Origin of the sequence: Klebsiella sp. RCJ4 (genome assembly GCF_009025755.1) — a bacterium.
Classification (GTDB): Bacteria; Pseudomonadota; Gammaproteobacteria; order Enterobacterales; family Enterobacteriaceae; genus Klebsiella; species Klebsiella michiganensis.
Genome location: NZ_WCIN01000042.1, coordinates 213,363 through 224,218 on the forward strand (window position 1 = coordinate 213,363; position 10,856 = coordinate 224,218).

The following is a 10,856-nucleotide window of genomic DNA, read 5'->3' on the forward strand; positions in this document are numbered from 1 at the left end:
CCTATGGAGGTGAGAGAGGAGTGGAGGCGGTTTTCGTGCATGAATACTGTATATTTGATCACTATCAATAACCCTCGCATAATTGTGCGTATCTTGCGAAACCATGAAACGCGCATATAAATTTCGATTCTATCCAACGCCCGAGCAGGCTGAGCTTCTGGCCAGGACGTTCGGCTGTGTGCGTTTCGTCTACAATTCAATCCTTCGCTGGCGCATTGATGCCTACAACGAACGGAAGGAGAAAATGGGCTACGTCCAGGCCAGCGCCCGGTTAACGGCCCTAAAAAAAGAGCCGGAATTTGCCTGGCTCAATGATGTTTCCTGCGTGCCGCTACAGCAGTCGCTGCGCCACCAACAGACCGCCTTTACTAACTTTTTCGCCGGGCGTGCCGCATACCCGGCATTCAAAAGTAAGCGCCATAAACAAGCCGCTGAATTGACCGCCAGCGCATTCAAATATCGCAATGGCAAGCTGTATATGGCAAAGAGTAAAGCGCCTTTAGACGTGCGCTGGAGCCGTGAATTGCCGTCTACTCCATCTACCGTCACCCTTTCCAGAGACGTCGCCGGGCGATATTTCGTCTCCTGTCTCTGCGAGCTTGAGCCCGTATCACTGCCGATCACCGCTAAAACGGTCGGAATTGATGTGGGTTTAAAAGATTTGTTCGTCACTGATACCGGATTTAAATCCGGCAATCCCCGCCATACTGCTAAATACGCGGCCCGCCTGGCGCAGCTCCAGCGCCGTTTAAGCAAAAAAGCCAGAGGCTCAAAGAACCGTGCCAAAGCCCGCTTAAAGGTGGCCCGACTCCACGCGAAAATAGCCGATTGCCGTCTGGATGCCCTGCACAAAGCATCCCGCAAACTGATAAACGAGAACCAAGTTGTTTGCGTCGAATCTCTGAAGGTGAAGAACATGCTCCGCAACCCGTCGTTGTCCAAAGCGATAGCAGACGCAGGCTGGGGTGAATTCACGCGCCAGCTCCGGTACAAAGGCGAATGGGCCGGGCGTTCAGTGGTCGCAATCGACCGGTTTTTCCCGTCTTCAAAACGCTGTAGCTGCTGCGGTTTCACCATGAAAAAGATGCCTCTGGATGTTCGTAAATGGTCCTGCCCGGAATGCGGGGCAGACCATGATCGCGACATTAACGCGGCCCGTAATATCAAAGCGGCAGGGCTTGCCGTGTTAGCTTGTGGAGTGGCTGTAAATCCTTAACCCCCCCTGGAGCTAAGGTCACCACCGTGAAGCAAGAATCCCGCTCCTGAGTCGAGTCAACGCAAAGGTGGGGGAATACGTCAACATTGTTGAGCCATTGCCGGTTCTGCCGAGAGTGTCGCCGCTGCGCGTTCCGGACGGCGCGGAATAAACGAGACAAACCAGGCCACCAGCATGGTGAGCGAGCGGAAAATAACCTTCACCGACGGCGGAGAAAACTCCGCCAGGTGACGATATCCACGGAACCCCAGCTTCAGGATATCCAGCAGGCTTTCCATCGGCTTATCTTCCGGGAAGCTATCCTGCCAAAGCGCCCACGTATCTGCGCGGGCAAACGTACACTGTACAAAATCAATATGCTGTTGATTGCTTAACGGCAGCAGCTGTAGCCCAACCTCGCTGCCGTTGACCCGCGCGACCCGCACCGGGAAGGCGTACTCCTGCTGCCCGCGTTTCAGCAACAGCTTGACGTGCTGGCTTTCCAGCACCTGCGCCTCGCCGTGAATCTTGACCCCAAGGCCCCCGTCTGAGTAATCATGGACGGTACAGGAGAACAGGTGCCCGTCATCGCGGGCAATCGCCGCCGGCATCGACATCTCCACGCGGTGCGATCGCCGCACCTGCTTGCTTTCAACCGAGACCGCCACCGCGCCGCCGAGAATAATCAGGTTATAGAACACCCAGATAATGCTCACCCAGACGGTCAGGATTTCGTTTTCCGGGCCGTACATAAAGCGCCAGATCCCCACCCCGACGCCGACCAGGTTCAGCAGCACGAGGTAGATATAGGGACGAGAGATCACCCAGTCGACGTACTCGTCCTCCACCAGTCCGCCTTTTGCCGTCACGTTGAATTTGCCCTTATGCGGGTTAATCAACGCGACAAAGGTCGGCGGCGCGATATACCACGCCAGCACCGTTTCATAGATCTCGCTCCAGAAAGAGTGGCGGTATTTGCCCTGAATCTTCGAGTTGGTCAGGCTGGCGTGAATCATATGCGGTAGCACGAACAGGGCGATCATCAGCGCTGGCGCATAGATGATATAGGCGTGCAGCAGCAGAAACGCCAGCGGCGCGGTCAGGAAGATCAGCCGCGGAATACCGGACAGAAAGTGCAGCATCGCGTTGACGTAGCAGATGCGCTGCGCCAGCTTCAGCCCTTTGCCAAACAAGGGGTTATCAAGGCGGAAAATTTGTACCATCCCGCGGGCCCAGCGGATGCGCTGGCCAATATGCGCCGACAGGCTCTCCGTCGCCAGACCGGCCGCCTGCGGGATACGCATGTAGGCTGAAGTGTGCCCGCGACGGTGCAGGCGCAGAGAAGTGTGGGCATCTTCAGTCACCGTTTCCACGGCAATGCCGCCGATTTCATCCAGCGGGCCGCGGCGGATCACCGCGCAGGAGCCGCAGAAGAAGGTCGCGTCCCACATGTCGTTCCCGTCCTGCACCAGGCCATAAAACAGCGTGCCTTCGTTCGGCGTTTTGCGGAATCGTCCCAGGTTGCGCTCAAACGGGTCCGGGGAGAAGAAGTGGTGCGGCGTCTGCATCATCGCCAACTCTTTCTCTTTCAGGAACCAGCCCATGGTCATCTGCAGGAACGAGCGGGTCGGCACGTGGTCGCAGTCAAAAATCGACACGAACTCGCCCTTCGCGTACTTCAGGGCGTTGTTGATATTCCCGGCTTTCGCGTGTTCGTGGGTGGTGCGGGCGATGTAGTGCACCCCGACGTCTTTGGCGAACTGGCGGAACTCTTCGCGCCCGCCGTCGTCGAGGATCCAGATATTGAGCTTGTCCTTCGGCCAGTCGATCCCCTGGGAAGCGTAAATGGTGTTTTTCACCACGTTGAGGTCTTCGTTGTAGGTCGGCACGAAAATATCGACCGTCGGCCACTGCGCCATATCCTCCGGCAGCGGGACCGGCTGACGGTTCAGCGGCCAGACGACCTGGAAATACCCCAGCACCAGCACCACCCAGGCGTAGGTTTCGGCGAACAGCAGAATTATCCCGCACACGAGGCTCACGGGATCATCCCAGTTGAGCGTCGAGGTGTAGCGCCACCAGATGTAGCGGCAGGAGACGGTCAGCGACAGCACGATCAGCATCAGGGCCGAAAAGCGTCCCGGAATGCGGCGCACCAGCAGCGCCACGCCCCACAGCAGCAGCAGGAAAATAAACTGCGAGAGCGGATTAAACGGCTGGGTAATACAGAGCAGCGCGAGGATTAGCGAGAAAAAGGTTATCGTGCCCAGAATAAACCGCCGCAGCTTTGGCGACAGGTGAGCCAGCTCTTTATGCTTATCCAGATGACCGGTGCGGGCGTTAACCTTTTCCGGCAGCTTTTCCAGCCACTGGGCATAGCGCCCCTGGACGCCCTCCAGCGCCGCCAGCGAACGCCAGTTGATCTTTTTATCCGGCTCCGGCACCCGCGTCGCCAGCAGCCACACGCACTGCAGCAGGTAGCGAATCGGGTCCAGCGGGCGCGGCCGATGCGGATTAATATGCGGGAAAAACTCGCCGTGACGTTCGCGAATAGCCTGCCAGCGCGGCGTTTCCAGCGGCATAAACGCCCATGCCAGAGATGCCCACAGGCAGCCCAGCGCGGCCGACAGCCACGACGCGCCGTGCTGGCGATAGTCGCGATAGCGCTCGTTCAGCCGTTTCCCGACCGGCGGCGCCAGCAGTAGGGTGCTCAGGCGAATCATTCCGCCCCCTTCCCGGCGTAGTGCAGCAGACACCAGTTGGCCAGCGTCAGTATCTCCTCCGCCGCCAGAGAGTCCTGCCGGTACTCGCCGAGCGGCTGCTTCGCCGCCAGACACTCCGCCATCGCCTCATCACGATGGATGGTCACCGGCAGAATGCGGCGCTGGCTCTCCAGCCACAGCTGATACAAATCCTCCTGCAGCTGGCTGCCGACGCGCAGATCGTTAATCAAAATATCGCTATTGACCGGCAGCGCCTGCTGATGCAGGCGAATATGGCTGTTGCCGTCCGGATGCACGATGACCAGCGTGCGGTCGCAGACGTCAATGAGGGAGCGGGTCAGCGGCGAGTAACCGTCCGGCAGGTCAATCAGCAGCCAGCGGTGATCGCCCTGCTGATGGAGCTTCTGCACCATCCCGGCCATCGGCGCCAGCGTCGGCTGAAGCTGGTCAATGTTCGCGCGCTCGCCCGGCGTCAGCTGACCAAAGGGCAAAAGATCGATATGCGAGGTGTAGCGCAAACCGGCGTCGCGCCAGTCGCTGCCGTCGATCGTGGCGCGCGCCCAGCCCGCTTTGTGGCTGAAATCGACGTTGAAAAAAAAGCGCAACATGTTGTCCGGGCTGGCGTCCACCACCAGTACGGTTTCACCGAGTAATTGCAGCGCCCAGGCCAGCGCAGCGGTAATCGACGTGGTGCCGGTACCGCCGCGCACGCCCTGTAATCCCAGAATCGCCATCGACGGCTTCCTTACTTTTTCTCTGCTAATTCAGCCAGTAATGGCCAGCGTTTTAGCGCCGCGGTTAACTGCTCGCGTCGGGAAATATCGTGGTAGTGAATATCAGGCAGGGAAAATGCCCGGCTTAACGCCAGGAAATCATTTTGAAACGTGTAGCCCAAAGTCGCATCGGTGGGTACAGCAGGCTCTTTTGCTGGCATTTCTCTGTCCGTTGGAAAATACAATAAATTAAACCGAGAGGCGTAAGATCATCCTTAAAATATGTTTACATGCTAAAACTGATGTCCTTTAATTTCAATGTTAGGTTTACTCTGACGCTTTCGCTAGTAAACTAATCAAGTGTAAATCAAGTCTCACGAGGGACGCCGTGGATATCGTATATTCTTTGGGTATTTCATCATTATGGGACGAAGTACGTCATATGCCCGTGGGTGGAGTATGGTGGCTGAATGTCGACCGCTATGCCGACGCGGTAAGCCTGCTCAACCATACGCTGGCTGCCCAGGATAAACAGAGCCAGGTTGCGGCGATAGTCATGGGTGATAACCCAAATAAAATCATTGAACTAGAAAAAAATCGCGGGCCAGAAAAGATCGCGTTATTTAGCATGCCGAACCGTGCTGAGGGGCTGCAAGAAATGCACCGCGATTTAGTTTGTTCCCTCGAACCTGGCAATTATTTGTTTATTCTGCTATGCGCTGAAAATGCCTGGCAGAATATAAAAAGCGATGATTTATGCAATTGGGTTGAGAAATCGTATCGATGGACTAATTATCATCGTTGTTCATTACTAGTACTTAATTCCGGGCACGATATCGATAAGCAACTCTCCCCTTTATTACGCGAGTACCGCTCGCTTTCCGGTCTGGCAAGTATTCGTTACCTGGGGGATAACCACCTGTTCGATATCGCCTGGTGGGGGAGTGAAAAAGGCATCAGCGCCCGGCAGCAGCTCATTGTTCTTCAGGATGAAAACGGCTGGCGGCTGGCGCAGGATGAAGAAACGGTGGTGCAACCGCGCAGCGACGAAAAAGTCATTCTTAGCAATCTGCGCGTACTGGAAGGTGCCCCCGCGCTATCCGAATACTGGACGCTGTTCGATACCAACGACGCCGTTTTCAACGCCGGGAGGATGGCGCAGGCGGCAACGCTGATCTTCTCCATTACCCAGAACGAACAGATTGAACAGCTGGGACGCTATATCCATACCCTGCGCCGCCAGCGCGGCAGCGCGTTAAAAATCGTCGTCCGCGAACAAACGCCGAGCCTGCGCGCCACCGATGAACGCCTGCTGCTGAGCAGCGGCGCCAATATGGTTATTCCCAGCGGCGCGCCGTTATCCCGCTGCCTCACGCTTATAGAAAGCGTTCAGAAACAGCAGTTTACTCGCCATATTCCGGAAGATTTTAATACTCTGCTGACCTGGAGCCAGCCGCTAAAACTGCGCGGCTACCAGAAATGGGGGGACTTCTGCGAAGCGGTGCACAATATTATGGCCAACACCATGCTGCCCGCCGATGGCAAAGGGGTGATGGTGGCGCTGCGCCCGGCGCCCGGCCTGCGCGTAGAGCAGGCGCTGACGCTGTGTAAGCCCAACCGTATGGGCGACATTATGACCATCGGCAACAATCGCCTGGTGCTGTTTCTGTCATTTTGCCGGGTGAACGACCTGGATACCGCGTTAAACCATATTTTCCCATTACCAACCGGCGATATTTTTTCTAACCGTATGATTTGGTTTGAAGATAAGCAAATAACGGCTGAAATCATGCAGATGCGCGGGATTCTGCCGGAGAACTGGAACACGCCGCTGCCCATTTCGCTTGGCAAAAATGAAACCATCAACGCCACCCATGACGGGCGAAGCTGGCGGCGCAACCCCGAGGCGCACCGTCTGTCCATTGATGGGGAGCCAACCTTATGATGTCTATCGCCGATATTATTCAGCTGGTCGTCCTGTGCGCCCTGCTGTTCTTCCCGCTGGGATACCTGACGCGCCACTACCAGCGGCGTATTCGCACCACATTAAGACTGATGTTCTTTAAACCCCGTTATGTCAAACCGGCTGGCGTGCTGCGCCGGGAAGCGACATCCAGGCAAGGCAAATCAACGAAATGACCAAACCCAAAACACCCACCGCGTCGCTTCCGCTCTGGCGGTACTGGCGAGGCTTATCTGGCTGGAACTTCTACTTTCTGGTGAAGTTCGCATTGCTATGGGGCGGATACCTCAATTTTCATCCCATGTTAAACCTGGTGTTTCTGGCCTTCCTGCTGGTGCCAATTCCGCAGTATAAGCTGCACCGCATCCGCCACTGGATAGCAATCCCGCTGGGTTTTATGTTGTTCTGGCACGACACCTGGCTGCCCGGCCCGGAAAGCATTGCCAGCCAGGGCTCGCAGATTGCCGGCTTCAGCGCCGACTATATCTGGGATCTGGTGACCCGCTTTATTAACTGGAATATGGTCGGCGCGTTCTTCGTGCTGCTGGTCCTGTGGCTGTTTATCAGCCAGTGGCTACGAGTGACGGTTTTCGTTTCAGCGATCGTGGTCTGGCTGGTTGTCAGCCCGCTGATGCCCTCTTTCACCCTGTGGCCGGCAGGTCAGCCGACGACCGCGGCGGCGAACACCGCCGTTAATACGGGCGGTGGAACGGCCATCGCGACCAATACTGCACCGGCGAATAACGATATTCCGCCGCAAACCGAGCCGCCGACGTCGGCCAATCTCACCAACTGGCTGAATGCCTTTTACGCTTCCGAGCAAAAACGTAAAACCACTTTCCCGGATGCGCTTCCGGCCGATGCCCAGCCGTTTGATGTGCTGATAATCAACATCTGCTCGCTCTCATGGTCGGATATTGAAGCGGCCGGGCTGATGGATCATCCGCTGTGGAAGCATTTCGACCTGCTGTTCAAAAACTTTAACTCGGCGACCTCTTACAGCGGGCCGGCGGCGGCGCGTCTGCTGCGCGCCAGCTGCGGCCAGCTCTCTCATGCGAACCTTTATCAGCCATCGGGCAGCGAATGCTATCTGTTTGAAAACCTGGCGAAGCTGGGCTTCACGCAGCAGTTGATGCTCGGCCACAACGGTATCTTCGGCGACTTCCTGAAGGAGCTTCGCTCGCTGGGCGGGATCCAGAGCCCGCTGATGGATCAAAGCGGCCTGCCGGTGATTTTGCAGGGTTTTGACGGCTCACCGGTCTATGACGACCAGGCAACGCTGAACCGCTGGCTGCAGACGCTGGATAAGCTGAATACGCCGCGCACGGCGACCTTCTACAACACGCTGCCGCTGCATGACGGTAACCACTATCCGGGCCAGAGCAAAACCGCGGACTATAAAGCCCGTGCGCAGAAGTTCTTCGATGAGCTGGATAATTTCTTCACCGAACTGGAGAAATCGGGGCGTAAGGTGCTGGTCATCGTCGTACCGGAACACGGTGCGGCATTGAAAGGCGACAAAATGCAGGTTTCCGGCCTGCGCGATATTCCCAGCCCATCCATTACCAACGTACCGGCGGCGGTGAAATTCTTCGGCATTAAGGCAAGACACCCCGATGCGCCGATTATCATTAACCAGCCAAGCAGCTACCTGGCGATTTCTGAGCTGGTGGTCCGCGCCCTCGACGGCAAGATGTTTGACGAAAACGACATCAACTGGCAGCAGTATATTGCCAACCTGCCGCAGAGCGCGGCGGTGTCGGAAAACTCCAACGCCATCGTCATTCAATACCAGGGGAAACCGTATGTTCAGCTGAACGGCGGCAGCTGGGTCCCTTATCCGCAATAAACGAAAAAGGCCGCAGGATGTTACCCCTGCGGCCCCGTTCGGGCGCATGCTGCCACTAGGGCAGGCAGATACCCACCGGCCGGCTACTTCCGGTTATCCATCCGGCTCACGATAATGCTGACCAGAATTCCAGCAATCACCGGAGCCGCCAGATCGTCCCACAGCACCAGGCCCAACTGAGCGAGCGTCATACAGCCGCCTTGTTGCAATGGCAACCGTTCGCGGCTATTCTCGAATTGTTGAGGTTCGAGATTAGCCCCCGATACGTTGCCAGGTTGATACCAAACAACGTGCGGGGGATTTCTCTTTCCAGCAACCCATCCATCGATGCCGCCGGGGTTCAAGCCCCCGCAACATTGCGCCTCACCGGGCGAGCCCGGCTTGCCGACGATTCTACTGGCCCGATAGGGTACCCGCACTCCACCATTACGCGCGGTGCGAGACGCATTCCAGGAAACTTTTTTGTTGCAGCAATACAACGAAAAAGGCCGCAGGTTGTTACCCCTGCGGCCCCGTTCGGGCGCATGCTGCCACTAAGGCAGGCAGATACCCACCGGCCGGCTACTTCCGGTTATCCATCCGGCTCACGATAATGCTGACCAGAATGCCAGCAATCACCGGAGCCGCCAGATCGTCCCACAGCACCAGGCCCAACTGAGCGAGCGTCATACAGCCGCCTTGTTGCAATGGCAACCGTTCGCGGCTATCCTCGAATGGTCTAGATGCGAGGTTAGCCCCCGATACGTTGCCAGGTTGATACCAACAACGTGCGGGGGTTTTCTCTTTCCAGCAACCATCTCTCTATGCCGCCGGGGTTCAAGCCCCCGCAACATTGCGCCTCACCGGGCGAGCCCGGCTTGCCGACTATTCTACTGGCCCGATCGGGTACCCGCACTCCGCCATTACGCGCGGTGCGAGACGCATTCCAGGAAACTTTTTTGTTGCAGCAATACAACGAAAAAGGCCGCAGGTTGTTACCCCTGCGGCCCCGTTCGGGCGCATGCTGCCACTAAGGCAGGCAGATACCCACCGGCCGGCTACTTCCGGTTATCCATCCGGCTCACGATAATGCTGACCAGAATGCCAGCAATCACCGGAGCCGCCAGATCGTCCCACAGCAGCAGGCCCAACTGAGCGAGCGTCATACAGCCGCCTTGTTGCAATGGCAACCGTTCGCGGCTATCCTCAAATTGTTCAGGTTTGAGAGTAGCCCCCGATACGTTGCCAGGTTGATACCAAACAACGTGCGGGGGTTTTCTCTTTCCAGCAACCAATTCATCTCTGCCGCCGGGGTTCAAGCCCCCGCAACATTGCGCCTCACCGGGCAAGCCCGGCTTGCCGACGATTCTACGGCGCCCTTCAGATTTCAGCACCCGGCTCGACTGCGTTATTCGAGGCGCATTCCATAGTTTACGCCTGGTCTTTATTTGCCAGCCATACCAGCAGCTTCAGGCTGGCGGAGTAATAGTCGTCCTGCGGCGTAATCTGCGGATCGGCCTGCGCTTCGCCAAGGGTTAAATCGCGTACCGCCAGCAGCCCGCCGGTCATAAACCACGGCGCCACTTCATCGGTATTCACGTTTATCCACGCCGGCGTCTGCAGACGCGGATAGCGCTGGAACCAGTTTTTCCACGGCGTCAGCAGGCTGCTTTTCGGGTCACTCCAGTAGACATACAGCGGAATACGGATCGCATCGAAGCTCATTCGCGTCGGCCACTCTTTTGCCGGCTCCATCTTACCGTCCGCTCTTAAGGCCACCCAGTCGCTGGGAAGCTGCGATTTCCCCCACGCCATTTTCCCCAGCAGCGCCTGGCCATCGCTCTGCAGCTTTCTCCAGGCGGTTAAATGCGTACGCGCGGCGAAGGCCTGCCACGCCGGAAAGATAAAGTAGGAGGGATTAAGATTCAGGTGGTCGTTGAGATAGAATCCCTTTGCGCCCGGAAGCATCACCTGACGACCGGCAAACGTGACCACCGTAGACTTCAGGAGCGAAGCGGTTATCGCATCCGACGCGCTGCCGTAGGATTTTTCATGCCACTGCTGCTGCGCGCGCAGCAGCGCCCAGGCAATCAGGGTATCACCATCGGTGGCGTCATTTTTGTCCGCCACCGGATTGGGCGCCACCGGGTTATAGCGCCAGTAAAACAACCCGTTATCTTTGTTGCGTAGGGTTTTATCGGTCCACTGCCATAGCTTGTCAAAGGCGGAGCGATCGTTATTGGCCACCGCTAACAGCATGGCAAAACCTTGCCCTTCGGTATGGGAGACGTTGCCGTTGCCGGTATCAATAATGCGTCCGTCCGGCATCATAAAACGCGATTTATAGCTTTCCCACGCCGTATCGGCCCACGCGTGGGGAAGCATCATCACCGTCGTCACCACGACTGTCGCTAAAGCACGCAAGGACATAAAT

Annotated in this window: 11 protein-coding genes; 4 read left to right on the forward strand and 7 right to left on the reverse strand. The window is 57.1% G+C overall.

Annotated elements, in window-relative coordinates; genetic code table 11:
* Positions 1-103: 103 nt before the first annotated feature.
* On the forward strand, positions 104-1,216 hold the full coding sequence (locus F8562_RS21830; protein ID WP_032694189.1) for an RNA-guided endonuclease InsQ/TnpB family protein: 1,113 nt from the start codon (positions 104-106) through the stop codon (positions 1,214-1,216).
* Positions 1,217-1,296: 80 nt separating this feature from the next.
* Here the strand turns inward: F8562_RS21830 and bcsA are convergent, their stop codons facing one another.
* From bcsA to bcsR, 3 genes are read right to left on the reverse strand one after another with little or no spacing between them, the layout of a single operon-like run.
* Positions 1,297-3,918, reverse strand: coding sequence for a UDP-forming cellulose synthase catalytic subunit (gene bcsA, locus F8562_RS21835; RefSeq protein WP_014839747.1), 2,622 nt, complete (start codon positions 3,916-3,918; stop codon positions 1,297-1,299).
* On the reverse strand, positions 3,915-4,652 hold the full coding sequence (gene bcsQ, locus F8562_RS21840; protein WP_032694187.1) for a cellulose biosynthesis protein BcsQ: 738 nt from the start codon (positions 4,650-4,652) through the stop codon (positions 3,915-3,917). Before bcsQ ends, bcsA begins: the two co-directional genes overlap by 4 nt.
* A gap of 11 nt (positions 4,653-4,663) precedes the next feature.
* On the reverse strand, positions 4,664-4,852 hold the full coding sequence (gene bcsR / locus F8562_RS21845) for a cellulose biosynthesis protein BcsR (protein ID WP_004855289.1): 189 nt from the start codon (positions 4,850-4,852) through the stop codon (positions 4,664-4,666).
* A gap of 167 nt (positions 4,853-5,019) precedes the next feature.
* Here bcsR and bcsE point away from each other — a divergent pair, with 167 nt between their 5' ends.
* Genes bcsE through bcsG form a run of 3 tightly spaced genes read left to right on the forward strand, consistent with a single transcriptional unit; the run spans position 5,020 to position 8,443 of the window.
* Complete coding sequence (gene bcsE / locus F8562_RS21850) at positions 5,020-6,576, forward strand: cellulose biosynthesis protein BcsE (protein WP_014839750.1); 1,557 nt, start codon at positions 5,020-5,022, stop codon at positions 6,574-6,576.
* Positions 6,573-6,770: a cellulose biosynthesis protein BcsF gene (bcsF, locus tag F8562_RS21855; protein ID WP_014227175.1), complete on the forward strand. Its 198-nt coding sequence runs from the start codon at positions 6,573-6,575 to the stop codon at positions 6,768-6,770. The genes bcsE and bcsF overlap by 4 nt, the downstream gene beginning before the upstream one ends.
* Positions 6,767-8,443 (forward strand): cellulose biosynthesis protein BcsG, encoded by a 1,677-nt coding sequence (bcsG, locus tag F8562_RS21860; RefSeq protein ID WP_014227176.1) that lies wholly within the window; start codon positions 6,767-6,769, stop codon positions 8,441-8,443. Before bcsF ends, bcsG begins: the two co-directional genes overlap by 4 nt.
* Before the next feature lie 83 nt (positions 8,444-8,526).
* Here bcsG and F8562_RS21865 read toward each other — a convergent pair whose 3' ends face one another.
* From F8562_RS21865 to F8562_RS21880, 4 genes are all read right to left on the reverse strand, one after another.
* Positions 8,527-8,634: a type I toxin-antitoxin system toxin Ldr family protein gene (locus F8562_RS21865; protein WP_004855299.1), complete on the reverse strand. Its 108-nt coding sequence runs from the start codon at positions 8,632-8,634 to the stop codon at positions 8,527-8,529.
* Between the two features lie 370 nt (positions 8,635-9,004).
* Complete coding sequence (locus F8562_RS21870; protein ID WP_004855299.1) at positions 9,005-9,112, reverse strand: type I toxin-antitoxin system toxin Ldr family protein; 108 nt, start codon at positions 9,110-9,112, stop codon at positions 9,005-9,007.
* A gap of 368 nt (positions 9,113-9,480) precedes the next feature.
* Entirely contained in the window at positions 9,481-9,588 is a 108-nt protein-coding gene (locus tag F8562_RS21875) for a type I toxin-antitoxin system toxin Ldr family protein (RefSeq protein ID WP_014227177.1), read from the reverse strand.
* A 265-nt stretch (positions 9,589-9,853) separates the two neighbouring features.
* Positions 9,854-10,852, reverse strand: coding sequence for a glycosyl hydrolase family 8 (locus F8562_RS21880; protein WP_014839755.1), 999 nt, complete (start codon positions 10,850-10,852; stop codon positions 9,854-9,856).
* Positions 10,853-10,856 lie beyond the last annotated feature (4 nt).

What these genes read in the sequence shown, in the direction of transcription:
- F8562_RS21830 (WP_032694189.1), top strand. Translation starts at nt 104, where the DNA reads ATGAAACGCGCATATAAATTTCGATTCTATCCAACGCCCGAGCAGGCT.
- bcsA (WP_014839747.1), bottom strand. Translation starts at nt 3,918, where the DNA reads ATGATTCGCCTGAGCACCCTACTGCTGGCGCCGCCGGTCGGGAAACGG.
- bcsQ (WP_032694187.1), bottom strand. Translation starts at nt 4,652, where the DNA reads ATGGCGATTCTGGGATTACAGGGCGTGCGCGGCGGTACCGGCACCACG.
- bcsR (WP_004855289.1), bottom strand. Translation starts at nt 4,852, where the DNA reads ATGCCAGCAAAAGAGCCTGCTGTACCCACCGATGCGACTTTGGGCTAC.
- bcsF (WP_014227175.1), top strand. Translation starts at nt 6,573, where the DNA reads ATGATGTCTATCGCCGATATTATTCAGCTGGTCGTCCTGTGCGCCCTG.
- bcsG (WP_014227176.1), top strand. Translation starts at nt 6,767, where the DNA reads ATGACCAAACCCAAAACACCCACCGCGTCGCTTCCGCTCTGGCGGTAC.
- F8562_RS21865 (WP_004855299.1), bottom strand. Translation starts at nt 8,634, where the DNA reads ATGACGCTCGCTCAGTTGGGCCTGGTGCTGTGGGACGATCTGGCGGCT.
- F8562_RS21870 (WP_004855299.1), bottom strand. Translation starts at nt 9,112, where the DNA reads ATGACGCTCGCTCAGTTGGGCCTGGTGCTGTGGGACGATCTGGCGGCT.
- F8562_RS21875 (WP_014227177.1), bottom strand. Translation starts at nt 9,588, where the DNA reads ATGACGCTCGCTCAGTTGGGCCTGCTGCTGTGGGACGATCTGGCGGCT.
- F8562_RS21880 (WP_014839755.1), bottom strand. Translation starts at nt 10,852, where the DNA reads ATGTCCTTGCGTGCTTTAGCGACAGTCGTGGTGACGACGGTGATGATG.